The sequence below is a fragment of the Acinetobacter sp. YH12076 genome (assembly GCF_013419525.1).
In the GTDB taxonomy this organism is placed as follows: Bacteria; Pseudomonadota; Gammaproteobacteria; order Pseudomonadales; family Moraxellaceae; genus Acinetobacter; species Acinetobacter amyesii.
In genome coordinates, this window is the sequence record NZ_VOZY01000002.1 from 1 (window position 1) to 24926 (window position 24926).

At 42.2% G+C, this 24926-nt stretch carries 19 protein-coding genes, 1 rRNA gene and 3 pseudogenes; 12 read left to right on the top strand and 11 right to left on the bottom strand.

The features are described 5' to 3' along the window. From rrf to FTU22_RS01520, 5 genes and pseudogenes are all read left to right on the top strand, one after another. Nucleotides 1–105: ribosomal RNA gene (gene rrf, locus FTU22_RS01500) — 5S ribosomal RNA — on the top strand; the annotation flags it as partial. Between the two features lie 211 nt (nucleotides 106–316). Continuing rightward, nucleotides 317–868: pseudogene (locus FTU22_RS01505) on the top strand (DUF4256 domain-containing protein). A 405-nt stretch (nucleotides 869–1273) separates the two neighbouring features. Further along, the gene (locus FTU22_RS01510) at nucleotides 1274–2623 is read left to right on the top strand and encodes an MFS transporter (protein WP_180092598.1); all 1350 of its coding nucleotides are present in this window, start codon (nucleotides 1274–1276) and stop codon (nucleotides 2621–2623) included. 147 nt (nucleotides 2624–2770) lie between these two features. Then, nucleotides 2771–3259 carry a hypothetical protein gene (locus FTU22_RS01515; protein WP_180092601.1) on the top strand — a complete coding sequence of 163 codons (489 nt, stop codon included), beginning with the start codon at nucleotides 2771–2773 and terminating at the stop codon, nucleotides 3257–3259. A 342-nt stretch (nucleotides 3260–3601) separates the two neighbouring features. Next, nucleotides 3602–3913, top strand: coding sequence for an ankyrin repeat domain-containing protein (locus tag FTU22_RS01520; protein WP_180092604.1), 312 nt, complete (start codon nucleotides 3602–3604; stop codon nucleotides 3911–3913). Nucleotides 3914–3981: 68 nt separating this feature from the next. Here FTU22_RS01520 and FTU22_RS01525 read toward each other — a convergent pair whose 3' ends face one another. Further along, nucleotides 3982–4569, bottom strand: coding sequence for a type 1 glutamine amidotransferase domain-containing protein (locus FTU22_RS01525; protein WP_180092607.1), 588 nt, complete (start codon nucleotides 4567–4569; stop codon nucleotides 3982–3984). 443 nt (nucleotides 4570–5012) lie between these two features. Here FTU22_RS01525 and FTU22_RS01530 point away from each other — a divergent pair, with 443 nt between their 5' ends. Next, on the top strand, nucleotides 5013–6188 hold the full coding sequence (locus FTU22_RS01530; RefSeq protein WP_180092610.1) for a PQQ-dependent sugar dehydrogenase: 1176 nt from the start codon (nucleotides 5013–5015) through the stop codon (nucleotides 6186–6188). A gap of 92 nt (nucleotides 6189–6280) precedes the next feature. Here FTU22_RS01530 and FTU22_RS01535 read toward each other — a convergent pair whose 3' ends face one another. Beyond that, a complete protein-coding gene (locus FTU22_RS01535) occupies nucleotides 6281–7321 on the bottom strand; it encodes a TauD/TfdA family dioxygenase (protein ID WP_180092613.1) in 1041 nt (346 codons plus the stop codon). Between the two features lie 471 nt (nucleotides 7322–7792). Here FTU22_RS01535 and FTU22_RS01540 point away from each other — a divergent pair. From FTU22_RS01540 to FTU22_RS01550, 3 genes and pseudogenes are all read left to right on the top strand, one after another. Then, a pseudogene (locus FTU22_RS01540) lies at nucleotides 7793–8189 on the top strand (tautomerase family protein). A gap of 489 nt (nucleotides 8190–8678) precedes the next feature. Further along, nucleotides 8679–9968 carry a glutamate carboxypeptidase gene (locus tag FTU22_RS01545; protein WP_180092616.1) on the top strand — a complete coding sequence of 430 codons (1290 nt, stop codon included), beginning with the start codon at nucleotides 8679–8681 and terminating at the stop codon, nucleotides 9966–9968. A gap of 537 nt (nucleotides 9969–10505) precedes the next feature. Then, nucleotides 10506–11798, top strand: coding sequence for a glutamate carboxypeptidase (locus FTU22_RS01550; protein ID WP_180092619.1), 1293 nt, complete (start codon nucleotides 10506–10508; stop codon nucleotides 11796–11798). A 299-nt stretch (nucleotides 11799–12097) separates the two neighbouring features. On the opposite strand, the gene FTU22_RS01555 is transcribed toward FTU22_RS01550, so the two are convergent. The 5 genes from FTU22_RS01555 to ribF all read right to left on the bottom strand — a co-directional run bounded on the left by FTU22_RS01555 (nucleotide 12098) and on the right by ribF (nucleotide 17704). Continuing rightward, the gene (locus FTU22_RS01555) at nucleotides 12098–12640 is read right to left on the bottom strand and encodes an NADPH-dependent FMN reductase (RefSeq protein ID WP_078193285.1); all 543 of its coding nucleotides are present in this window, start codon (nucleotides 12638–12640) and stop codon (nucleotides 12098–12100) included. A 145-nt stretch (nucleotides 12641–12785) separates the two neighbouring features. Continuing rightward, nucleotides 12786–13268, bottom strand: a complete 483-nt coding sequence (locus FTU22_RS01560; RefSeq protein WP_078190656.1) for a peptidylprolyl isomerase — start codon at nucleotides 13266–13268, stop codon at nucleotides 12786–12788. After that, nucleotides 13261–13800, bottom strand: coding sequence for a signal peptidase II (lspA, locus tag FTU22_RS01565; protein WP_078190655.1), 540 nt, complete (start codon nucleotides 13798–13800; stop codon nucleotides 13261–13263). The genes FTU22_RS01560 and lspA overlap by 8 nt, the downstream gene beginning before the upstream one ends. After that, complete coding sequence (ileS, locus tag FTU22_RS01570; RefSeq protein ID WP_180092621.1) at nucleotides 13793–16639, bottom strand: isoleucine--tRNA ligase; 2847 nt, start codon at nucleotides 16637–16639, stop codon at nucleotides 13793–13795. The genes lspA and ileS overlap by 8 nt, the downstream gene beginning before the upstream one ends. Nucleotides 16640–16702: 63 nt before the next feature. Further along, nucleotides 16703–17704 carry a riboflavin biosynthesis protein RibF gene (ribF, locus tag FTU22_RS01575; protein ID WP_168379800.1) on the bottom strand — a complete coding sequence of 334 codons (1002 nt, stop codon included), beginning with the start codon at nucleotides 17702–17704 and terminating at the stop codon, nucleotides 16703–16705. A gap of 208 nt (nucleotides 17705–17912) precedes the next feature. Here ribF and FTU22_RS01580 point away from each other — a divergent pair. From FTU22_RS01580 to FTU22_RS01590, 3 genes and pseudogenes are all read left to right on the top strand, one after another. Then, nucleotides 17913–19052, top strand: a pseudogene (locus FTU22_RS01580) (TDT family transporter). Nucleotides 19053–19312: 260 nt separating this feature from the next. Continuing rightward, on the top strand, nucleotides 19313–20389 hold the full coding sequence (locus tag FTU22_RS01585) for an aromatic ring-hydroxylating dioxygenase subunit alpha (RefSeq protein ID WP_180092623.1): 1077 nt from the start codon (nucleotides 19313–19315) through the stop codon (nucleotides 20387–20389). A gap of 117 nt (nucleotides 20390–20506) precedes the next feature. Next, nucleotides 20507–21073, top strand: coding sequence for a 5'-nucleosidase (locus FTU22_RS01590; protein ID WP_111886021.1), 567 nt, complete (start codon nucleotides 20507–20509; stop codon nucleotides 21071–21073). A gap of 69 nt (nucleotides 21074–21142) precedes the next feature. Here FTU22_RS01590 and FTU22_RS01595 read toward each other — a convergent pair whose 3' ends face one another. From FTU22_RS01595 to ssuD, 4 genes are all read right to left on the bottom strand, one after another. Next, on the bottom strand, nucleotides 21143–21763 hold the full coding sequence (locus tag FTU22_RS01595; protein ID WP_180088650.1) for a TetR family transcriptional regulator C-terminal domain-containing protein: 621 nt from the start codon (nucleotides 21761–21763) through the stop codon (nucleotides 21143–21145). Between the two features lie 346 nt (nucleotides 21764–22109). Further along, entirely contained in the window at nucleotides 22110–22916 is an 807-nt protein-coding gene (locus FTU22_RS01600; RefSeq protein ID WP_180088652.1) for an ABC transporter ATP-binding protein, read from the bottom strand. 10 nt (nucleotides 22917–22926) lie between these two features. After that, nucleotides 22927–23742 carry an aliphatic sulfonate ABC transporter permease SsuC gene (gene ssuC, locus FTU22_RS01605; protein WP_078190647.1) on the bottom strand — a complete coding sequence of 272 codons (816 nt, stop codon included), beginning with the start codon at nucleotides 23740–23742 and terminating at the stop codon, nucleotides 22927–22929. Further along, nucleotides 23742–24917: an FMNH2-dependent alkanesulfonate monooxygenase gene (gene ssuD, locus FTU22_RS01610; protein ID WP_180051181.1), complete on the bottom strand. Its 1176-nt coding sequence runs from the start codon at nucleotides 24915–24917 to the stop codon at nucleotides 23742–23744. Before ssuD ends, ssuC begins: the two co-directional genes overlap by 1 nt. Between the last annotated feature and the right edge of the window lie 9 nt (nucleotides 24918–24926).

Here is a 24926-nt window from a genome sequence, read left to right on the forward strand (position 1 = left end):
ATAGCAAGAGTGAACCACCTGATCCCTTCCCGAACTCAGAAGTGAAACCTCTTAGCGCTGATGGTAGTGTGGGGTTACCCATGTGAGAGTAAGTCATCGCCAGCTCATTATTCGAAACACCCCCTGATATGTCAGGGGGTGTTTTTTTATGTGCGGAGAAAAGGGGGGAAAGAAGAAAAGCAAAAGCACAAAATAGGAAAACGAGAGATATTTAAAAAGAAGAAAGCTAAACAGCGCAAAAAATTTACATCAAGGTGAGCTTATATTCTTTATAGTGAAGTAGGGTCTCAATGTATAAAAAGAATAGGATGTACATATGCTCCAAAATCTCGATGAAGTCTCTATTTTAGAGATATTGCAGCAACGCTTTGAGGCAAATATGCAGCGTCATCCAGGATTGCTTTGGGATGATGTTAAAAAGCAATTGATTGCATAGCCCTCAAAACTAAAAATTTTAATCGAAATGGAAAAAACAGGCGGTGAGCCAGATATTGTGATACTGAATCGGCAATCTAATGACCTAATATTTTATGATTGCAGCTTAGAGTCACCAAAGCTTAGACGAAGCTTGTGTTATGACCGTGATGCCTTGGAGAACCGGAAGGATCATCCTCCCCAAAATAACGTAATAGATATGGTGCGAGACATCGGTGCTGAGCTACTGACAGAAGAGGAATATCGAGCGATACAGCAAGTTTTTCATTTCGATTTAAAGACTTCGAGCTGGATTTTGACGCCAGTTGATATTCGGCAAAAGGGCGGGGCACTGTTTTGTGATCGACGTTATGATCATGTATTTAGCTATCATAATAGCGCGCAGTCATATTATGCGTCTCGTGGATTTCGCTGTAAGCTAGTGATTGCTTAATCTCAGTGCTATCAAGGTATTTAAAACAATCAAGAGCGTTAAAGTGAGCTTTTCTATATATGGTTACGTTCGTTTTTTAGACATTTAAAATTTTTCTAAACTAAAGATACAAATAAATGATGGTGTGTCGTTCTGAAGTTGAATGAAAGAATAGAAGAATTAAACCTAAAGACAAGGACATTATGATTTAAAAAAAGAAGTTAAATAATCATATACTGATAATGTTTAATAATTAAACTAAAGCATGAAAAATAACACAATTAACATGTACTTATAAGTGATTCGATTTATTAAACATACGTCTAATATCCCTAGAAAACACTGTTCCGTATATTCCGTGGCTGTTGAATTTTACTTAAAAATTCAATGAATGTTATGGACAAGTACTCATGGGAGATGAGAACGATGACAACGGAAAAAATAGACATAAATTCTGTAGTCGATAAGGCTAAATTTACCCCGTTCCACTTCAATGTAGTGGCTTGGTGCTTATTGATTATTTTATTTGATGGCTACGATTTAGCGATTAATGGCGTGGTTTTACCTTTACTCATGCAAGACTGGGGCTTAAGTGCAATGCAAGCGGGGATGCTTGCTAGTACTGCGCTCGCAGGGATGATGTTTGGTGCCATGTTCTTTGGTTCTTTAGCAGATAAGATTGGCCGTAAAAAAGTCATCATGATCTGTATCGTTTTATTTAGTGGTTTGACCTTTGCTGGTGGTTTTGCGTCGAATCCAACAGAATTTGGTATTTTGCGTTTCTTGGCTGGTTTAGGGATTGGCGGTGTAATGCCTAACCTTGTGGCTTTAACGTCTGAATACGCACCGCAGAAGATGCGTAGCACACTGGTAACGACGATGTTTAGTGGTTATGCAGTCGGTGGTGTGATGGCGGCACTTTTAGGTTCATGGTTCACCCCTGACTTTGGTTGGCAAATCATGTTCTTTATTGCGGGTATTCCACTTTTCCTTTTACCGGTCATTTGGAAATTCTTACCTGAATCATTGGCATTTATGGTGAAAGAAAACAAACAGGAAAAAGCCCGCAGTATCGTGAAGCGCTTAGCGCCTGAAGTGAAAGTAACCGAAAATACAGTGTTCACTTTACCACAGGAAAATGTACCAGAAGCAGCAAACGTGGTGAGCTTGTTCCGCCGTGGTCGTGCCGTAAATACATTGCTGTTTTGGGTGGCGTTCTTTACGTGCCTATTGACTATGTATGCGCTAAGCAGCTGGTTACCAAAACTGATGATGGCAGCCGGTTATTCTATGGATAACAGCTTAATGTTCATGATGGTCATGAACGTGGGCGCAGTTGTGGGTATTGTTGGCGGTGGTATTTTGGCTGACCGTTTCCATTTAAAACCTGTGTTGATGGTTTTGGGTATGATGGGCGCGATTGTGATGAGCTTGATGGGCTTCCAATCGAATCAGTTCTTGCTATACATTTTGGTATTCTTGGCAGGTGCTGCATCTATTGGTTCGCAAATGCTGCTATACAGCTATGTGGCGCAGTATTACCCACTTGCTGTACGTTCGACGGGTATTGGTTGGTCTTCTGCGATTGGTCGTATGGGCGCGATTGTAGGGCCAATTTTGATTGGTGGTTTGCTCGGTATGAACTTACCTGCGCATTTCAACTTTATGGCGGTAGGTTTACCTGTACTGATTACTGCAATAGCGGTTGCATTGATCATGCATGAAAATGACAGTGATAAAATTGATGTTAAAGATGCATCTACAGCCAATGCTTAAGTCGTGATTCTTTAAATAGAAAAGCCTCCGTAAGGGGGCTTTTTTTGAGTTATTTAAAATGCTAATAAAATAATTATTTTATATTTTCTAATATTCTATATTTATAAGTTTTTAAAAAAGATATAAAAACTTAACTATGACTATTTTATGGGGGGAGAGATGGTGTTTATTGAGCAAATTAAAGAAGTAATGAAGGAATCGCGAAAAGAAATGCATGTTGATCAAATAGCAGAAGCAATCGTAGCGAAATATCCTCATACTCAGCAGCATCTAGATGTTTTATCTAAGAAAATCTCTTCGATACTTTCAAAGGATATTGACAAATATAAAACAAAATCAGAGTTCACAAAACCAAAAAATTCTAAAGGTGCTCCAAGACGGGGAATTTACAGATTAAAAATCAAAAAAGTTGTACCTGATATTGTTCCACCGCCACCTACAGTTAATGCACTGTATACGGGCAAGGCTGGTGAATTTGCAGTGATGGCTGAATTATTATTTTTGGATTTAATACATCATATATGGCTGTTGATGATGGTATTGATCTTGTCGCAGCAAAAGATAATAAATACTTTCATATACAGGTTAAAACAGCCAATATATCTGAATCAAATAATCAGTATAGATTCACGATAAATCAGAGATCTTATGATTCAAATGATGCATCATCTACTTTCTATATTTTTGTATTACGATCATGTAATGGTCCATCTTATGTAAATAATTATATTATTCTTCCAAATAGTGATATCAGTCGATTACTGGAATCTGGAACTATTACACAAGCGGCTAAATTATCCATTCGTATTGAACGCGATAAAAATGGAAAATATTTATTAAATTCAAAGGAAGCTGTGAATTACGCTTTAAATAGATTTGATAAAATTCGTTAAAATAAACTGATTTATATGACCAATTCTGCCATGGTTATTAATTGACAAGCGATATTTATAGAAATTACAAATAGGTATTATGATCATGCAATTTAATTCCATCTCCCCAATCCCTGAAGATGATGAAGAACTGCATCTGCCTGAACTGGTGTACTGGGCATCTTTAGGTGAACTCGCAGAAGTCGAAAAATCTTTGGCAAAAGGCACAGACGTAAACACTGCCGATGAAGAAGGCTACAGCGCACTGCATGCAGCCGCAGAAAACGGCTATTTAGACGTCGTAAAGCTTTTGGTAGAGAAAGGTGCAAATGTACAGCATAAGACCCAATACACAGCATTAGAGCTTGCAGAAATGGCAGGCAATGATGATGTGGTAGCTTACTTAAAAAATTTGTAAGCCATACATCTTATAAAGTAGATTCATAAAATACCCGCATGCAATATGCGGGTATTTTCATTTTAGAATTATTGTTGCTGTTGCTGTTGCTGTTGCTGTTGCTGTTGCTGTTGCTGTTGCTCAAGCTCCTGCTGAATCGTTTGATTAAACGCAGGCAAGTCATCTGGACAACGAGAAGTAATGAGCACCCAACCACTCGTATTACAGCGGTGCACCTGCTCATCGACCCAATGTGCACCCGCATTTTCCAAATCCAAACGAATACTTTTATAAGACGTCAGAGTTTTATCACGAATTCGTTCAGCATTAATGAGCGCCCAAGGACCATGACAAATTGCAGCAATAGGTTTTTGATGGTCAGCAAAGTTTTGAATAAGTCGCAGTGCATCTTCATCGATCCGTAGATGATCTGCATTGACAGTTCCGCCTGGAATTACTAAGACATCATAGTCTTCAGCATTTACGCTGCTCAATTGGGCATTGGGTTGAACTTCAGCTTCGACCTTTTTGTCGGCTTTTACTGTTTGGACAACCGCATGTTTAATAGCGGCATGAATGGCTTCAATTCCCTTTTCATTTAAATAATTTAATGGTTGGATCAGCTCGTCATGTTCAACACCGACATTTGACGTTATCACTAAAGCTTTTAAAGTCATGATTGACTCCTTGCAATGAGGATTGTCTACCACGCTAACAAGCTGACGGATTTGGGTATGTAATAATTTCGCAGGAAACTGTAAGAAGTTTTGACAGAGATGTTATGCGAAAGTTCTAGATTAGAGCGAACTTTTAAAAATCAGCTAGAAAAAGAAAACCCCAACATCCTGTTGGGGTTTTCTTCGTATTTCGTATTTTAGATACAACTCCATGTCATATCTCACGTCCTGATGCAGAAACTATTCTTATTGTTTTGGTGTTTCGGAAACTTCCTGTTTCCTGATAACTGTAGATTAGGCCTGTTTGAATAAATTGAATAGCAGCAATTTTCTGCATGCCATGTAAGCCAAAACGTACAAAATTATTCTGTTACCTTTCCAAAGAAAAATCATCTGATTAATTGATTAGAATCAAATGATTATAAAAGGGAAGGGAACAGTAAATGAAACAATGTATACAATATTTTCGAACGCCTAGCCTCATCGTCGGTATCTTGATGACAGCCGTATGCCATGCGGAAAACACCACAACTACAGCACAAGATCAAACACCAAGCCAAGCTCAAAAATCGGCACAAATCCAGCAAGAACAACGCTTTAATATACAAAAAATCGCTCAATTTAATGAACCTTGGGCGTTTCAACAACTCCCAGATGGACGCTTATTGCTAACTCAAAGAAAAGGTCAACTGATCATCTTTAACCCGCAAAATCAGCAGAAAATACAGGTGAAAAACCTTCCCAAAGTTGCCTATGGCGGACAAGGCGGATTAGGTGATATTGCACTTGATCCGCAGTTTGAAAAAAATCATCAGATATACTTGAGCTATGCAGAAGCGGGACAGGGCGGTTATGGCGCTGTCATCGAAAAAGCCACATTAAACCTCAATGAAGCTGCGCCAAGTTTAAAACAGCGGAAAATCATTTGGAGGCAAATTCCAAAAGTAGAAGGTCAAGGCCATTATTCACACCGTATGCAGTTTGGTGCAGATGGAAAATTATGGGTGAGTTCGGGCGAACGTCAGAAGTTTGATCCTGCACAAGATCTGCAGTCAAATTTGGGTAAAGTACTGCGCTTAAATAGTGATGGAACACCTGCTGCGGATAATCCATTTCAGACCCAAGGCGAAGTTGCAAAGCAAGTGTGGAGCTTCGGGCACCGTAACCCTTTAGGCATGGCATTTGATGCAAAACAGCAGCTTTGGGTGGCTGAGATGGGCCCGAAAGGCGGTGATGAGTTAAATCTCGTGCAGCGTGCGAAAAACTATGGCTATCCGCATGTGTCGAATGGCGATCATTATGATGATCAACCGATTCCTGATCATCATACACGGCCTGAATTTGAAGCGCCGCTCATCAGTTGGACACCTGTGATTTCACCATCCAGTCTGATGTTTTATCAGGGCGATCGTTTCCCACAGTGGAAAAATAAGGCCCTGATTGGTGGCTTATCTTCACAAGCGATTGTAATTGTTGATACAGAGCTTAAACCTGTCCAAGAAACACAACGAATTGCCATGCCACAGCGTATCCGTGGACTCATTGAAGCCAAAGATGGCAGTATTTGGGGCATTGAAGATGGAGAAAAGGCATGGTTATTCAAAATTGAGCCGAAATAGCGACTAAAAAATAAACAAAAAATTCAAAAAATAAAAAAAAGCCCCTACGGGGCTTCTCACATACAGGCCTACACGAATTTTAAATACGTCAGCTAAGCCGCATAGTGCTCATCGGCATTAAATGCATTGGCTTGAATTTGAATCAATTTACGATTTCCCTGTTCTCCATTCATCCGCCAATGCGCAATTTTAATATTATCCACAATAGCAACATCGCCTTTATGCCATTGTAAAAGCAGAGCATCTTTATACATCGCATCAAAAAATTGCTGCTTTTCGGCATCGTTCCATTCAATTTGTTGACCTTCTAGCGTGTAAATTTCCCATGTCAGTTGCATGCCGTCCGCCGTTGAATCGATTTCAATCTCCCCTCGATTTTCAAAGCAATTTTTCGCGGCCTGATGGGTAAATGGATTGGTATTATTGGCAAAAGCCCACGGCTGAATCACATGCTTTTTTGTATCGGGGTGATGAATCACCAGTGGCGAACGCTGCAAGGTTAGTTTGGCTTTTTTATCTTGTCGAATCTCTAAACTAAACGGGCTCTTTTTCAGCAATAATCGGTCAAATAGTCCCACCTCACGTGCCGAAACATAAGAAAAATGGTTCCATGCGCCGAGATATTTTTCTTGTAGATATTTCGGAAAATTCTCCCAAATTTGCTCTAAGTTATTGAACCCAGTTTCTGCCAAATACGTCGAAGGTTCCTGACAGAATAAGGCGATATAACGCGAGCGTTCTGAGCGCACGCCACCTTCAACATGCGGGCCTTGTACCGAGTTTTCGACTGGACCCAATTGCACTGTGTTGCGGTCGATATAACGACGGTAGTCACCTGCGCCGAGCAATTTCTCGCTGTATTTTCGCATCCATGATGCAACCCAGCTGGGCATATTGGGGTTAAATGCATTCCATGGGGTAAACTGGAAATATTGTTCAATCAGTTGGTTAAATTGTTCGGGTTGCTCGATGTTAAAACCACGAAACAGTAAGATGCCATTTTCATGGATTTGTTGTAAAAGCTCTTGTCGATGCGCGCCAATATATTGTGCAAGATCTTGCGGGCTATTGTGTTCTGGAGCGGCATGAAAAATTCGGGTAAAACTATTCAGTTGTTGCTGTTGCAATTGCATAGGTCATTCTCTAATTTTTTAATTCAATTTTTATTGTTGTCGCCTAATCCCTAAGCGCTGACAGTTCGAGCTGCTGAACTCGCAGCTGTTATTCTGTCTAAATTCTCTGCCGATTATAAGTACAGTTTTACTGTTGCGATGTAAGTATTGTTGATAAATTGCGATTTTTCGACGAATAGAGCGCGATCGTTGAATGAATGACGACATGAAAAAAGCCCTCGACATCCTATCGAGGGCTTTTTAGATTCATTCTAAAGATATGACTCCTGTCATACCGATCAGCGTTCCTGCTGCATGTGCATTATTTATTTTTATTGCAAGACATCCTGTCTCTGTATGTTCTTACTATAGGCGCGTTGCTGTTGAGGCTACAGGCGTAAATACTGCAAGTGCTGTAGGTAAATGCCTACAGCAGAACGTCGCTAAATCCTGCTAGTGTAGTGATCTAAATAACAACAATGAGTTTCGCGCATGCCTGCAACACAAATCGATATACGGATGCAATACAGCATAGAACAAGAGCAACAGCTGATAAATGCTGTCTTTGACGCCATACAACAGAGTTTTCAATTGCCTCGATATGAACGCAATATACGTTTGCAAGTGCATGCGCCACATCGGTTTCAGGTGTTTGATCATTTGACGCAGCCTGAGCGCTTTACGCATATCACCATTGATTGTTTTGCGGGACGAACCTTAGCAACCAAGCGTAAGTTATATCAATTACTGGTGCAAAATTTGGTGGAATTTGGTATTCCAGCAGACCATATCATCATTACCTTACGTGAAAGCCCTCTAGAAAATTGGGGGGATTCGAGGTGGTCAAGCCGCCTGTGATGTTGATTTAGGTTTTCAGGTGGATGTTTAGTCTGTGCAAATACATGGATTGTTGCTTTCATGAAGCCTAAACGAAAAAGCCCCGACATCCTGTCGGGGCTTTTTCGGATTCATTCTAGCGGTATAACTCCTGTCCTACCGTTAAGCTTCCTGCTCATTGTCTTATCATTGTTGTTTTATGTTCAGTGACATCCTGTCGCTGTATGACCTTAATATAAAAGTAATCCAATAACGTGAATAGTGTCTATTATCCGCATCTGATGTAAGCCAAAACGTACAACACCTAAATTATCATTTTGTTCGTCGCGTCAATGTATTGCACAGCATTAAGGCTATCGACCGATAGAACTATTGACCCAAATCGATCTAAACCTGTTTTAAAACAGCGGGAAGCTGGTTTTGATGAGATTAAAATCTTCATCAGCGGTGTTACATATTTTTGCGATTAATTTGTTGAATGGTGAACTAATTTATCAGACATTAAAAATTCATAATGAAAAATATACAGGGAATAAGATCGATGCTAAGAACACTTACACAACAACGGACGACATCAAAACTTCAGCTCGCATTAGGCTGCGTCATTGCGCTTAGTGCTTCAGCAAGTTGGGCAGCATCTCCACAAGAGATTAAGCAAATTGCGGAAAGTCAAAAGCAAAGTTATTTAGAGACCTTGAAAACCTTGGTCAATATTGAATCCGGCAGTAAAGATATTGAGGGTTTGAATCAAATTGCTAAGGTGGTCGCAGAGCAATTAAAAGCCACAGGGGCTGAGGTGAACGTGATTCAGCCCAAAGACATCATGAAACTCGATGGTGCGCCAGATCAGACAGGGCCGATTGTAAAAGCGGTACTGAAAGGCAAAGGTAAAACGAACATTATGTTGTTGGCACATAATGATACGGTGTATCAAAAGGGCCAATTACAAGGTCAACCGTTTCGTATAGATGGTAATAAAGCCTATGGTTTAGGTATTTTGGACGACAAGCAAGGTGTTGCTGCAGTGATTCATGTCTTGGATATGCTGAAACAGCTGAAGTACCAAGATTACGGCACCATTACGGTGTTAATTAATTCAGATGAAGAAATCAGTTCACCCGGTTCGCGCCAATTGATTATGGATACAGCTCAAAATCAGGACGTTGTCCTCTCCTTTGAAACCGGTGGTTTAGAGGGAAGTTTGATGTTAGCCACTAGTGGGATTGGTGCGGCTTATTTAGATATTAAAGGGCGGGGTTCGCATGCGGGGGTAAAACCTGAAGCAGGGGTCAATGCCTTGACAGAACTGGCTTTTCAGATTCAACAATTAGAAAATCTATCCAATCCGAAAACGGGTTTAAAGCTGAATTGGACTGTTGCGACGGCTGGAAAAACCCGAAATGTGATTCCTGACCATGCGACAGCGCAGGCAGATGCTCGTTCCTTAAAACCACAAGATTTTGCTGAGTTGGAAAAAACCTTGAAGCAAAAAGTCAAAACCAAAAAATTGGCGGAAAGTCAGGTCGAGGTCAAATTTGAAGTCCGTCGACCACCTTTAGAAGCCAGTCCACAAGCCAAAAAATTGGCCGCGACAGCCCAGCAGATTTACACAAACGAATTAAAGCTGCCGATGAAAGTTGAAACGACCGCTTGGGGTGGTGGTACTGATGCCGCTTTTGCTGGGGTTAGTTCGAGAGCCGCGATCATTGAGGGACTAGGCATGTCAGGTGATGGATTACATTCAGATAAAGCTGAATATATTTTGACAGATTCTATCGTACCGCGTTTGTACTTGGTGACGCGTTTAATTGTGGAGAGTTCTAAAAAGTAATCGTATCCGATTGGGTGAGATCTAATGAGCCATTGCCCTGAGTTTGGTTGTGGCTCATGTTAGAGCTATTCTTATGTAGCATTTGAAATGAAAAAAGCCCCGACATCCTGTCGGGGCTTTTTCGGATTCATTCTAGCGGTATAACTCCTGTCCTACCGTTAAGCTTCCTGCTCATTGTCTTATCATAGTTGTTTTATGTTCAGTGACATCCTGTCGCTGTATGACCTTAATATAAAAGTAATCCAATAACGTGAATAGTGTCTATTATCCGCATCTGATGTAAGCCAAAACGTACAACACCTAAATTATCATTTTGTCCGTCGCGTCAATGTATTGCACAGCATTAAGGCTATCGACCGATAAAACTATTGACCCAAATCGATCTAAACCTGTTTTAAAACAGCGGGAAGCTGGTTTTGATGAGATTAAAATCTTCATCAGCGGTGTTACATATTTTTGCGATTAATTGGTTGAATGGTGAACTAATTTATCAGACATTAAAAATTCATAATGAAAAATATACAGGGAATAAGATCGATGCTAAGAACACTTACACAACAACGGACGACATCAAAACTTCAGCTCGCATTAGGCTGCGTCATTGCGCTTAGTGCTTCAGCAAGTTGGGCAGCATCTCCACAAGAGATTATGCAAATTGCGGAAAGTCAAAAGCAAAGTTATTTAGAGACCTTGAAAACCTTGGTCAATATTGAATCCGGCAGTAAGGATCTTGAAGGCCTGAATCAAATGGCCAAAGTGGTGGCAGATCAGTTGAAGAATGTCGGTGCTGAAGTGAGTGTGATCGAAAGTACAGATATTTATCGCATGGACGATACACCTGAGAAAATGGGACCAATAGTTAAAGGGGTATTGAAAGGTCAAGGTAAAAGTAAAATCATGATGATCGCGCATATGGATACGGTTTATGAACGGGGAATGCTTAAAAACCAACCGTTTAAAATTGACGGTAATCAGGTCTATGGCTTAGGTATCATTGATGATAAACAAGGGGTAGCTGCAATTTTGCATGTTTTGAATACCCTTAAAAAATTGAATTATAAAGACTATGGCACGATCACTGTTTTGATGAATTCAGATGAGGAAATCAGCTCACCTGCCTCACGTAAGTTGATTACAGAAACAGCACAAGATCAGGATGTGGTGTTGTCTTTTGAAGGGGGCGGTAAAGATGGTAACTTACGTCTGGCAACCAGTGGCATTGGCGCAGCCTATTTAGAAATTAAAGGAAAATCTTCACATGCCGGTGTGAAACCTGAGGCAGGGGTGAATGCACTCACTGAGCTCTCTCACCAAATCGCACAAATGCAAAATCTATCTGATCCTAACACTGGGTTAAAGCTGAATTGGACTGTGGCGGAAGCGGGTAAAACACGCAATGTCATTCCAGAACATGCTGCTGCACAGGCGGATGTCAGAGCACTACGTGTCCAAGACTTTGAGGCCGTGGAAAAAACGTTAAATGAGAAAATCAAAAATAAAAAGTTATCAGATAGCCAAGTCAGTGTGAAATTTGAAGTCCGCCGTCCACCGTTGGCTGTAAATGATGCCTCTAAAAAGTTGGCTGAAAAAGCGCAAGATATCTATAAAAATGAGTTAAACATTCCATTGACTGTTTCTTTGACTCCAACAGGAGGCGGTACTGATGCTGCTTTTGCTGGAGTAAAGTCGAAAGCTGCTGTAATTGAGGGAATGGGATTATCAGGAGATGGGGCTCACTCAAGCAATGCAGAATATATTTTAAAAGACAGTATTATTCCGCGTTTGTATTTGGCAACACGATTAATTGTGGATGTGTCGAAAGCAAGATAATATTCTATATCGCAATGATTAGAAGGAGCCTACCTAGGTGGGCTTCATTATGATTAAGCATACAGAACGAAATGAAAAAGCCCCAACGTCCTGTTGGGGCTTTTTCGTATATTGCTAAGATTCAACTCCTGTCAAATCAATCGCTTCCTGCATGTTCCATTCTTTTTATTCTAGAAACTTCCTGTCTCTGTATGGTTTAACTTTATCGTGGATGATGCATGGCGTATAGCTGCCATCTGCTGAAAATAATCTAAGCCTGAACCTACAAAAGGCGGCATCTATCACGCGAACGGCAAGAATTAAGCACTCACATATTGCAGTAATTTTTTGAAAATCGCTTTAACTGCTTTGTTGTCAAAATCATTCGGTTCGAATTTATCTGTTTGATTGCGCGTGAAAATATCACGAATTTCGACCACAGCATTACTGTCAATTAAGCCCAATTGGGTTGCCACTTGGCGAATTTGATCAATCGAACGTGAACCATTGGTGCCACCATAGCTAACGTATGCCGCAGGTTTTCCGGCCCATTCTTTACCGAGGTAATCCAATGCATTTTTGAGCGCAGGGCTGTAGCCGTGGTTGTATTCAGGGCTAATGAAAATAAATGCGTCACCTTGTGCGATTTTATCTGCCCATGCTTGTTGTTTGGGTTGGTCATAAATCCCAGTTAATGGTGGATGTGCGCCTGCAAAAATAGGCAGATCCCATTCTTTTAAATCGACAATTTCAGTTTCTACGGTACTGTAGTCATAGCTTTCGATTTCTGAAAGTAGCCAGTTCGCAATCTTAATTGCCGTACGGCCTTCGCGGACACTGCCGACAATAATATGAAGTTTCATCGTATTTCCCGTCTTGTTTTAAAGTCTTGCATTAAATTAATATGAAAACGGTCCGTTGCATATACAGAAAATGTATCGAGTCGATTGATAGTTATAAAAATAGTGATAAAAAAAGCTCCCGAAGGAGCTTTTTATTTGCTGAAACTTAGATCAGTTTCACGCCTTGTTGACCGGCAGGGGTCACTTTGAAAATTTCAACTTCAAAGGTGATATTTTTACCAGCTAGAGGGTGGTTGAAATCCACTTCGGTAATGTCTTCACCGACGGTTTTGATTACTCCATATAGACTTTGTTTGGCTTTATCTTCAAACTCAATCATATGGCCTTCAACAGGACGTTGCTCAAATTTGACGGTATCAAATTTTTGTACGTTTTCTGGGTTCCATGGACCAAAAGCATCTTCTGGAGGAAGGCTTACGGTACGGCGGTCACCTGCACGTAAACCGAATAAAGCTTTCTCAAAACCCGGTAATAAGCTGCCATCACCCATGACAAGGCTGACAGGTTCAGCACGGCTACGGGTATTGTCAATTTCTACGCCATTTTCAATAGCAACAGAAAAGTGAAGGTCTACTTTAGAGCCTTCTTCAATACGAGTTTCCTCGTTAGGATTGATAAAATCAGTCATTTTGCGCTTCCGCACGTTGAATTCGGTGTTTTTCTAAGAAAAACGTATCGATAAGAAGCAGAATCGTGCCTAAAGTAATGGCACTGTCTGCAATATTAAATGCAGGAAAGTGGCTGTTGTTGTAATACACGTGAATGAAATCCACCACATAGCCTAAAGATACACGGTCAATTAAGTTGCCGATTGCGCCGCCTAAAATCAGGGCAATGGCAATCGGAAGGACTTTCACGTTTTTTGGCATACGCATGAGCCAAAATACAAAAATGACAGACACAAGTCCTGCGAGTGAAGTAAAGAAATAACGTTGCCATCCACCGGCATCGGACAAGAAACTAAAGGCAGCGCCATAGTTATGTAGCAATGTCCAATTTAAAAAGGGCATGACAGGTACAGGATCTGCGTAGTTCAGATGTGTACTTGCAATCCATTTGGTCCATTGATCCAAAATAATGGCAACAATGGATAAGCCCACCCATACTAAATTGTGTGGGTAGAATTGAAAGAAGCCCTTTTTTTCTTGTGGATTAGGCATATTTTCTCTCTTCGCCTTGACCTGTAGGAAGGTTAATAATACAACGAGAACAAAGACCTGGATGTTCGTGATGTGTATTCACATCTGGCAGTACATGCCAGCAGCGTGCACATTTTTCACCGTCAGCAGCAGAGACTTTGACATTTAAACCGTCAATGTCAGAGGCTTCACCTTGTGCTGCGTCAAACTCATTGACAATCACTTGAGAAGTGATGAGAACAAAACGCAGCTCTTCACCGAATTTGTCTAAAACAGCTTTCAGCTCAGCATTGGCCCAAAGTTCAACTTTTGCAGACAAGTTTGAACCCACAGTTTTTGCAGTACGTGCAGCTTCAATAAACTTGTTCACTGCAGATTTAACGGTGATCAAGGTTTGCCATTCAGCTTCAGTCACCAGATTTGCAGTAGAGGCTACAGGAATGTCATACCACTCCGCAGTAAATACATATTTCTCAGATTGCTCTGGAATCAGCGGCCAAGCTTCTTGTGCGGTAAAGCTCAAGATTGGAGACATCCAACGAACAAATGCTTGAACCAAGTGATACAACGCAGTTTGTGCAGAATGACGCGCCGCAGAGTCGGCTTTGGTGGTGTACTGACGGTCTTTGATGATGTCGAGGTAGAAACCACCCAAGTCATTAATACAGAAGTTGGTCAATGCGCTGGTCACGATATGGAAGTTCATATCTTCATAGGCTTGCTGAATGGTTTTCTGTACTTCCGCAGCACGTTGCAAGATGTATTGATCCAGTGCGATCAATTGATCGACAGGCAAAGCATCAGTCGATGGTTTGAAGCCATTCAAGTTCGCCAACAAGAAACGCAACGTATTACGGATACGGCGGTAACCATCTGATGCACGGCTAAAGATTTCTTTACCTGCAGTCATTTCATAACGGTAGTCTGCAGACGCAATCCAGAAACGTAGGCCATCTGCACCCATGTCTTTAATGATGTCTTGCGGAGTGATCACGTTACCGATCGACTTCGACATTTTGCGGCCTTTTTCGTCCACAACGAAGCCGTGAGTCAATAAGCCTTTGTACGGTGCGCGGTTATTAATCGCCATAGATGTTAACAATGAAGATTGGAACCAGCCACGATGTTGGTCAGAACCTTCAAGGTACAAGTCAGCAGGGTCTTGCAATTCTTCACGTTCACGAAGTACTGCAAAGTGTGTTGTTCCAGAGTCGAACCATACGTCTAAAGTGTCACGTACAGCATTGTACTGCTCTGCATCTGCACCGATAAACTCAGACGCATCACGGTTATACCAACCATCAATACCTTCTTGTTCAATCAGCTTCGCGACTTCTTCGATTAGCTCAGGGGTACGCGGGTGAAGTTCGTTGGTATCTTTATGCACGAAGAATGGAATTGGCACGCCCCATGTACGTTGACGTGAGATACACCAATCTGGACGACCTTCAATCATCGATTGGATACGGTTTTTACCCCAATCCGGTACGAAGCTGATGTCATTTTCAATCGCGTTCAATGCACCTTGGCGTAAACCTTTTGCATCCATGCTGATGAACCATTGCGGTGTTGCACGGAAGATAATCGGTGTTTTATGGCGCCAGCAATGTGGGTAGCTATGTTTGATCACCACATGTGCCCAAAGTTTGCCTGCTTCGGTTAAAGCAGCAATGATTTTTGGATTGGCTTTGTAGATGTGTTCGCCTGCAAAAATTGGCGCAGTCGGTAAATATACACCGTTGCCGCCAACTGGATTGTCGACTTTCAGGTTGTACTGTAAGCCAACTTTATAATCGTCCACACCATGGCCTGGCGCGGTATGCACAGCACCTGTACCACTGCCGTCTGTGACATGCTCACCCAAAATCACTGGCACTTGGCGTTCAGCAATTAACGGATGTTGTAGTACTAGATTTTCAAGTTTTGCACCAGCAAATTCAGCAATCACTTCTACTGCGTTAAAACCATAACGCTGAGTTGCAGATTCAACTAATGATTTTGCAAGGATGAAGTTTTGCGCTGCTTTGTCTTCGCCAGTTGCTTTCACCAATTGGTATTCAAGCTCAGCGTGTAGAGCAACCGCTTGGTTGGCAGGCATGGTCCAAGGCGTAGTTGTCCAGATCACGATATCTGTAGAATCGCTAACTGTAACACCTAGGCGTGCAGATAAATCAGCTAAATCAACAACGCTAAAACCAACGTCAATCGCATCTGATTTTTTGTCTTCGTATTCCACTTCAGCTTCAGCTAAGGCAGAACCACAGTCCAAACACCAGTTCACAGGTTTAAGACCCGGCTCAATATGGCCTGCTTTGGCAATCTCACCGAGCGAACGAACGATGTCGGCTTCTTGTTTGAAGTTCATGGTGAGGTAAGGGTTGTCCCAATCACCAAACACACCCATACGCACGAAGTCTTTTTTCTGTAATTCAACTTGGGTGTAGGCATATTCACGGCAGGCTTTACGGAAAGTTGAGGCATCTACTTTCACGCCGACTTTACCGACTTTTTCTTCAACTTTCAGTTCGATTGGAAGACCGTGACAGTCCCAACCTGGTACATACGGTGCGTCAAAACCGTCCATTACACGGCTTTTGATGATGATGTCTTTCAGGACTTTATTCACCGCATGGCCTAAGTGAATTTGGCCATTTGCGTATGGAGGGCCGTCATGAAGCACATATTTTTTCTTGCCAATACGCGATGCACGAATCTGCTGATAAATGTTGTCGGCATACCACTCTTCTAACCATTTCGCTTCACGTACTGCGAGATTTGCTTTCATCGCAAATTCAGTACCTGGGAGGTTTAGCGTGGCTTTATAATCCACTGCATTTTCAGGAGTTTGCTTATCGCTCATGCAAGTTGTCTTCCAAATTTATCAGCCCGTTGACTGACGCGTTTTACAATAAATAATCGGGGTTTAAAAGGGGAAATGAGGGTGCTGACCTCGAAACTCAAGGAGCTTTTCGACGTCGTCATCAATTCCGGCTTTCAGTGCTTCAAGCGAAGGGTAGTCCTTTTCGCCATGTAAAAAGTTCAAGAACGTCACCCGCATTAACAGGCCATACAGATTAGCAGAAACATCAGGAAAATGTACTTCTAATCGCCATTCAGGATGTTCCTGTTTAATCGCGGGACGCGTACCAACATGCCCTGCACCAAACAGGGCAGAGGGTGCATAACCTGCAACCCCTAATTTGTCAGCATTTTCGTTTTTTACTTTATCTGTTAAAGATTCGGTTTCACAAATGACATCGACTGCATAAATGCCATTTAAACAAGGTTTATGACGGTTTAAACGCACATTAATGGTAGGAAAATTAATCGTGCGACCGATTTGATCGCCGTACTGCACACGACCGGTGATGCTATAAGGACGACCTAAAAGTTTTGCGGCATGGGCAAGGTCACCTGCTTGTAATGTCTGACGAACCAGTGTTGAACTGACACGTTCACCATCGACTTCGACATTTTGCAGGGCTGTGACTTGGAAGCCGTATTGGCGTAAAAATTCGCTATTGCCTTGGCGGTTTTTGCCAAAGTGATGATCTTCGCCCAAAACTAAACTTTGTGTATTGAGTTTATTTTTTAAAATATCGGCAAATTCTTCGGCGCTGAGATTACGAAAGGCATTGTCAAATTTCGCCACCACAATATAGTCGACGCCCAGTTCAGTTAAATATTCGACTTTTTCACGTAGTGAACTGATTCGAGGCGGTGCATCATAAGCTTTAAAGAATTCAAGCGGTTGTGGCTCAAAAATCATCACAGCTGTTTTTAAGTTTTGTTGCTGTGCTATGTCTTTGAGCTGGCTGACCATCGCTTGATGACCCAAATGTACACCATCAAAATTGCCAATGGTCACGGCAGTTTTGGGGAGTTCTAAGTGGGGCGCTAAAGCATTCAGACGGAGCAGCTTCATGGGCGAATCAATTGTTGAAAATGTTTGAGGGCTATATATTGCCATAATCTTCTGCGTTCGTCTTGTTGTTGTGTTTTTACTCAAGTTTTTTTATGCAGAGATGAATTTACTATCAATAAAATAAATTATAAAAATAAATATTAATCAATTTTTCTTGTTTAATGGTGTGCTTAAACTATAGACATTCCATTTTGATGAGCATCATGCGATGAAAATGCCATTTTATCAACTCCAGCATAAACAAGACTTGATTCGTCATTTCACCCCAAACTGGTTTACGGTGGTGATGGGCACAGGTGTGGTGGCCCTCATTTTACCATCTATAGCGGTGGCGCCGCAGTGGATGTGGTCCTTCGGAGCAGCGCTGTGGCAGATCAGCATCGTGTTGTTCATATTGTTTAGTGGGATGTATCTCAGCCGATGGATATTGTACCCACAAGCAGATTTTCCAGCATCCAGTGATGAGTTTATTTCTTGGGGCGATCCCCATGGCACTGGCAACCCTGATCAATGGCGCATTGAAATTTGGCACCACGCTATACACAGAGTTTTTGGGCATGAGCATCATCACATGGGCTGAATATTTATGGTATGTCGATGTGTTGATGTCAATAGCGATTGCATGGTGTGTTCCATTTCTGATGTTTAGTCGTCAGCAACATGCGCTGCAAGGCATGACCGCAGTATGGTTATTGCCGATAGTGGCTTGCGAGGTGGTTGCCAGTTCAGGCGGTTTATTGTTGGCGCATTTACCTGCACAGGCCCATTCTGTCCATATTTTGCTGGGGAGTTATCTGCTTTGGGGGATCTCAGTATTTCCTGCATTTGCCATCTTAAGCATCTTGTTGCTGCGTCTGGCTTTACATCAATTGCCAAGTAAGGAAATGGCGATCAGCAGTTGGTTGGCCTTAGGACCGATTGGGACAGGGGCTTTAGCGCTGTTACTTTTGGGAGAGCAAGCCCCGCGTATTTTGACAGTAGTAAATTTGGTTGATTTAGGACAGGTGTTGCTTCAAGGCGGCGTATTCGCAGCCCTTGTTCTACTTGGATTTGGTGTATGGTGGTTTGGAATCGCTATACTCATCACGCTAAAACATTTGCGAGATTTACCCTTTAATCTCGGGTGGTGGGCGATGACGTTTCCATTCGGCGTTTTTAGTTTGGCGGTCATCCATTTGGCGGAACAGACGCAATTACACGCTATTCAACAGTTCGGTACTTTTTTTGCAGTATTGCTCTGTACGCTTTGGTTATTGGTGATGCTGAAAACCATACAAGGGTTTTATCGCGGTAGCTTATTTTTTCTCCGTGTTTAAAAGCGTATTGTGATGCTCAGAGCGCATCTTAAATGATGTCGGGTGAATGTAAATCCGTTGAAGAAAACTATAGCGCGTTGGCTTTGACGGATTTCAGCAAACAAATATAGAGCTTGTGCAAGCGTGTGATGCAGTTACGTTATTTTGCTATCCAAGCAAAACATTCATGTATAAAATTTGCGCGTATTTTCAAGAGATCAATTGGCTTCGAGATATAAACTTGCTTGTAGTAGTAGGTGCTAGAGCAAGGCTTATGGATTAAAACAAAAAAGATAAAAATAAGGATCGAATTATGTGTAATCAAACCCGTTTTTGGGATGATGCCAAAGGATTATTAGAAGAATGGTACGTTGCTTGTACCTCTAAAGAACTCAAAAAAGATCAACCTTTTTCAGCCACCCTGTATGGTAAAAAAATTGTCCTGTTCCGACAAAAAGATGGAACAGCCGCTGCATTGCTTGATCAATGTGTGCATCGTGGCGTACCTTTGTCTAAGGGTAAAATGACTGATGGCTGCGTGACATGTCCATATCATGGTTGGTCGTATCAGGGTGATGGGCATGTGGCGCATATTCCTAGTGTCAATGGACAATTTTTTCCAGAAAAACCGCATCCATTTAAACAGCGTAGTTTTGATGTGTGTGAGCAAGATGGGGTGGTATGGATTTATCTCGGTGAAAAGCCCAAACAGGAACGCCCGGAAATATTTAAATTATCGTTTTATGATCAAGCCGGCTGGGTCAGCTATTACATGGTCGGCAGTTATGATGGCGAGATGGGCGCTGTTGCACAGAATATAATGGATGTAACCCATACCATATTTGTCCATGAAGGCTGGTTTCGTTCAGAGTCGGGAAAAGCCGTGGATGCCACCATAGATGTCGGGCCGCGCAAAGTAGTCGTTGACTATCATGACCATGATGCAGATGTCGGCATGATGCCATGGCTGACCAATCCGCATGGTGCTGAACAGGTCCACCGCGACAGTTTTATCGCGCCGAATATTACCTTGGTGGAATACCATTGGGGAGAGCCATCGGGCATGGTGTTTAATAGTCTGATTAGCCCTGTGGGGCCGTATGAGTCACGGGTTTATACCTGTGTCAGTTATAAATTTCCGATTCCAAAATTGTTGTCTAAGGCATTGATGCCGGCTGTGAATGCCTATACTTGGGTGGTCAACAAACAAGACATTAAAATTTTGTCAGCGCGAAGAGCTGGCATCGAGCATATGCCGATGACCCATTCGCATAGTGTACGAGGGGATATGGCGCATATTGCCTTAGAAAAGATTTTAGATGCCTTACGTCATGACCAACAATTGGCACCATCTTTTATTGGCAAGCGGCCGATGCAATTTCAAATTTGATAGCATTCAAATCTGTGTGAGGAATTTATTTTCTGAGCAATGTGATTTTTGAAGATGATTTTTTCTGCGCACGTGCAAATGTATGCTATATGAAGGCATCAATTTGAGGAGACCGCTATGCGTCAGCAAATCGCTTTAATTATGGCACTGCCGAGTGAATCTAAAGGCTTGTTTGAAGCCGCAGGCATTGAAGTACATTACAGTGGTATTGGTAAAGTCAATGCCGCATTTAAAGCCTTTGATGTGATTCAAAAAACCGGATGTCATACTTTGCTGAATTTGGGCACTGCGGGAAGTTCACATTTTGATGCACATGCTTTGGTTGAAGTAGCTCAATTTGTACAACGGGATATGGATGTATCGCCTTTGGGTTTTGATGTGGGGGTGACGCCGATGGATACCGATCATCCTGCTGAAATTCAGCCAGAGAGCATGTTTAGCCATTTGCCTAAAGGAATTTGTGGTACAGGCGACAGCTTTGAAACTGGGCTGCCGAAAGTACCGTGTAATCTTGTCGATATGGAAGGCTACGCAATCGCTAAAGTATGTAAAAAACTGGGTGTTCGCTTTGTATCGGTAAAATATATTACCGATGGTGCGAATGACACAGCGCATCTGGATTGGGAAGAAAATTTATTATTCGGCGCAAAGAAATTATTGAAATTATATCAAACAGTCAAATAAGGCATTTAGCTAATTTCGGTCGGCGACCATAGAATGCTATGGTCGTATGCCAATTCGACCCAATTCAATTTACTTTTCTGGGCGTGGAATTACACCGTAAAGCATCATATGAACGGTATGTTGAATAATCCGTTGTTGCATACTGCGATTACGTAAGGTTTTTCCAGTGACCATTTCCATTTGGGTTGCAAAGTCAGCATAGTTTTGCGTAATTGCCCAAATGTTCAGAATTAAAAGTTCTGGATCAATATCTTTTGAAATTTTACCTTGCTCTTGCCAGTTGCTAATGACTTTGGCTTTGCGTTTCACTAATTTTTTTAGTGGGCCTTTTAAAATTTCAAGAATGTGTGGTGCGCCCTGAATGACTTCAAGTGCGAACAAACGTGAGGCTTTCGGTTGCGTACGAGATACTTCAATTTTCTGCAATAGATAATTGGTGATCGCTTCTTCAGGCTCAAGGTCTGCTTCCAACATTTGTAGCGGAGCAAGCCACTTTTGTAGAACCGTTGTCAGAACTTCAACATAAAGCGCTTCTTTATTTTCATAGTAATAGAAAATATTCGATTTATGCATTTCTGCAATCTGTGCGATCTCATCCAAGCTGGCGCCATTGAAGCCATACAGGGAAAAGACATCCAGTGCTGCACTGAGCAACTGGTGGCGTTTCTGGGTACTCTTTTTTTGTTCCATTAGCTCTTTTAAGAAAATGAAAAGGGAATATTGAATTGTACGGCAAATCAACAGATTTGTGCACAATCATCGTTTTTAATTTTATGAATTTTGGCAGTTTATTCTGTTCAACGGTCAAATAAATACGACGAATGCCATAATATTTCAAATAATCATTTTAGGGTGAAATCTAAATAAATCATTATTTTTAGTCATGGATTTATATGATTTGTCGTAATTTTTGTGATGTATTTGTCAACAGACGATAAATCGCCCTCAATGCTATACATGGTTTTATTGTGATATTGCTTTGGAACAGAACAGGAAGTCATACGGTTTAAGTGATGATTTCCTGCACATGTATAGCTTAAGTGGCCAAGACTGCTTGTAAGACTTGTTGTTCAAGTTCAGTAAATTCAATGCCTTTTTTTCGTGGGCGGGCCAAATCGACACGAAATTCTTGGGCAATATGGCCTTTATCGAGCAAGATTATACGGTCTGCCAACTGCACGGCTTCCCTTACATCATGTGTGACCAAAATTGCGGTAAAACCTTGTTCAGTCCAGAGTTTTTCAATCAAATTCTGCATATCTAAACGTGTTAAGGCATCGAGCGCACCCAGTGGTTCATCTAGCAGCAAAATGCGTGGTTTATGTGACAAAGCACGTGCCAGTGCAGTACGTTGACGTTGCCCCCCTGATAGCTGTGTTGGCCAAAGCCCCGCTTTGTCTTTTAAACCGACTTTTTCGAGGAGTGCTGTAGCATTGGCGTGTTGGTCTTTGCTTAAACCAAGTTGTACATTTTTCTCAATGCTACGCCAAGGCAGGAGGCGAGGGTCTTGGAACATCACACGAATATCATCACTTGTGATGCCTTCACGAATATGACGAGCAGACTTAAATTTAATTTCGCCATAACTCGGTTTTTCTAAGTCGGCGATGAGGCGAAGCAGGGTACTTTTACCACAGCCACTACGACCGACAATTGCCAAGAATTCACCGGGTTGAATATGTAGGTCAAGGTCCTCAAGGACTTTAACATCGCCATAAAATTTGTGTAGTTGTTCAATCAGGATCTCTGCGCCCAACACCGCATGGGGGTTGATATCCTCGACAGAAGAACGCTGAGGTTGGGTTGAGTCGTCTGCATGACGGCTTATGCTTAAATCGGTCATCACATGCTCCTTATTTTTGGTAACCCGAGTGCCAACGGAGTAAATATTTTTCTAAGGCAACAGCCAGTACATCGGCCAATTTACCGAGTAGGGCATACAATAAAATCCCGACCAAGACGATGTCGGTTTGCAGAAATTCACGTGCGTTCATGGTCATATAACCGATGCCGGCTTGTGCTGAAATGGTTTCTGCCACAATCAACAAAACCCAAACGAGACCGAGTGAAAAACGCAGACCAACTAAAATAGATGGCATCGCCCCTGGCAGAATAATTTCTTTATACAGTTGCCAGCCACTCAAACCGTAGCTTTTGCCCATTTCAATCAGTTGAGGATCTACAGAGCGAATACCATGATAGGTGTTGATATAAATGGGAAAGAATACGCCGATAGCGACTAAAAAAAGCTTGGCCGATTCATCGATCCCAAACCATAAAATCACCAAGGGAATCAGGGCAAGAGCAGGAATGTTGCGGATCATTTGCAGTGTGGTGTCGAGTAACGTCGATGCTGTTTTGGATGAACCATTTAGCAGCCCTAAAAAAAGACCTAAACCACCACCGACTAGAAGTCCAACCAAAGCACGACCCGCACTGATTTGAACATGCTTCCACAGTTCACCACTGATCAGTAAGTTCCAAAAGGCCACCACCACCGCACTTGGCGCAGGCAAAATACGACTTTCTAACAGCCCTGTAACAGAGGCAATTTGCCACACAATAATTAATGCAATAGGAAACAACCAAGGCAGCAAACGCTGCCCGAGTTGTGTTCCACGTGAAACCTTCGGTGCTTTGAAGGTTTCAACAGAAACAGTTTTGGACATTAGGCCGGCTCCTGAATCTTTTCAGCTTTTTTATTTTCATCTGGTGTATAATTGTTCGCGACAATCTCACCAAATGGGCCGGTTAAGTTAGGTTGAACCAATTTCTGACGTGTTTCCAATGGCAGTAGTGGGAACACCAATTCTGCAAAACGGATAGACTCTTCAAGGTGTGGGTAACCAGAGAAAATGAAGGTGCTAATTCCTAGATCGGCATATTCTTGGATACGTGCGGCTACCGTTTCAGGATCACCAACGAGTGCCGTACCTGCACCACCACGAACCAGGCCAACACCCGCCCATAAGTTTGGCGATACTTCTAATTTGCTACGGTCGCCGTTGTGCAGTTCAGCCATACGGCGTTGACCAACAGAGTCCATGGTTTTGAACTTGGCTTGCGCAGCTGCAATGGTGTCATCGTCGACATATTGGATCAGCTCTTCAGCTGCTTTCCATGCCTCTTCATTGGTTTCGCGCACAATGACATGTAAACGAATGCCATAATTCAGTTCACGTCCTTTGGCTTTGGCTTTTTCACGCACCACTGCAATTTTTTCTTTTACCGCAGCAGGTGGCTCACCCCAAGTCAAATAGGTGTCAACTTGATCCGTTGCCAGATCAACAGCTGCCTCTGAAGAACCGCCAAACCATAGTGGTGGATACGGTTTTTGTACCGGTGGATAAAGTAATTTTGCGTCGTCCACACTCAGGCGTTCGCCATGGAAGGTATAGCTTTCACCAGTATGTGAACGGGTTAAAATTTCACGCCAAATCGTGGTGTATTCCGCGGCAGTTTGGTAACGCGTCGCATGATCTTCATAGACACCATCACCCTTGAGTTCTTGCTCATCACCGCCTGTGACTAAGTTTAGTAAGATACGACCGCCAGATAAACGGTCAAATGTTGCTGCCATACGTGCAGTCAGTGCAGGCGTTGTCACCCCCGGACGTAGAGCGACTAGAAATTTTAGATTTTTAGTGGCATCAATCAAGCTTGCAGCTGTAAGCCATGGATCTTCACATGAACGACCTGTCGGAATCAGAACGCCTTCATAGCCAAGATTATCCACCGCTACTGCAATTTGCTTCATGTAGGCATGATCGACTTGGCGTGCACCTTTACTTGTTCCTAAGTAGCGACTGTCACCGTGGGTAGGGATAAACCAGAAAATTTTCATGTTCAGTTC

Excerpts from the sequence above, each read along its gene's own strand:
- FTU22_RS01535 (WP_180092613.1), bottom strand. The coding sequence starts at position 7,321 with ATGCAATTGCAACAGCAACAACTGAATAGTTTTACCCGAATTTTTCAT.
- FTU22_RS01515 (WP_180092601.1), top strand. The coding sequence starts at position 2,771 with ATGGGGGGAGAGATGGTGTTTATTGAGCAAATTAAAGAAGTAATGAAG.
- FTU22_RS01555 (WP_078193285.1), bottom strand. The coding sequence starts at position 12,640 with ATGAAACTTCATATTATTGTCGGCAGTGTCCGCGAAGGCCGTACGGCA.
- ssuD (WP_180051181.1), bottom strand. The coding sequence starts at position 24,917 with ATGAAAATTTTCTGGTTTATCCCTACCCACGGTGACAGTCGCTACTTA.
- FTU22_RS01560 (WP_078190656.1), bottom strand. The coding sequence starts at position 13,268 with ATGACTGATTTTATCAATCCTAACGAGGAAACTCGTATTGAAGAAGGC.
- ssuC (WP_078190647.1), bottom strand. The coding sequence starts at position 23,742 with ATGTCCAAAACTGTTTCTGTTGAAACCTTCAAAGCACCGAAGGTTTCA.
- FTU22_RS01520 (WP_180092604.1), top strand. The coding sequence starts at position 3,602 with ATGCAATTTAATTCCATCTCCCCAATCCCTGAAGATGATGAAGAACTG.
- FTU22_RS01600 (WP_180088652.1), bottom strand. The coding sequence starts at position 22,916 with ATGACCGATTTAAGCATAAGCCGTCATGCAGACGACTCAACCCAACCT.
- ileS (WP_180092621.1), bottom strand. The coding sequence starts at position 16,639 with ATGAGCGATAAGCAAACTCCTGAAAATGCAGTGGATTATAAAGCCACG.
- FTU22_RS01585 (WP_180092623.1), top strand. The coding sequence starts at position 19,313 with ATGTGTAATCAAACCCGTTTTTGGGATGATGCCAAAGGATTATTAGAA.
- ribF (WP_168379800.1), bottom strand. The coding sequence starts at position 17,704 with ATGAAGCTGCTCCGTCTGAATGCTTTAGCGCCCCACTTAGAACTCCCC.
- FTU22_RS01545 (WP_180092616.1), top strand. The coding sequence starts at position 8,679 with ATGCTAAGAACACTTACACAACAACGGACGACATCAAAACTTCAGCTC.
- FTU22_RS01590 (WP_111886021.1), top strand. The coding sequence starts at position 20,507 with ATGCGTCAGCAAATCGCTTTAATTATGGCACTGCCGAGTGAATCTAAA.
- FTU22_RS01510 (WP_180092598.1), top strand. The coding sequence starts at position 1,274 with ATGACAACGGAAAAAATAGACATAAATTCTGTAGTCGATAAGGCTAAA.
- FTU22_RS01525 (WP_180092607.1), bottom strand. The coding sequence starts at position 4,569 with ATGACTTTAAAAGCTTTAGTGATAACGTCAAATGTCGGTGTTGAACAT.
- FTU22_RS01550 (WP_180092619.1), top strand. The coding sequence starts at position 10,506 with ATGCTAAGAACACTTACACAACAACGGACGACATCAAAACTTCAGCTC.
- FTU22_RS01595 (WP_180088650.1), bottom strand. The coding sequence starts at position 21,763 with ATGGAACAAAAAAAGAGTACCCAGAAACGCCACCAGTTGCTCAGTGCA.
- FTU22_RS01530 (WP_180092610.1), top strand. The coding sequence starts at position 5,013 with ATGAAACAATGTATACAATATTTTCGAACGCCTAGCCTCATCGTCGGT.
- lspA (WP_078190655.1), bottom strand. The coding sequence starts at position 13,800 with ATGCCTAATCCACAAGAAAAAAAGGGCTTCTTTCAATTCTACCCACAC.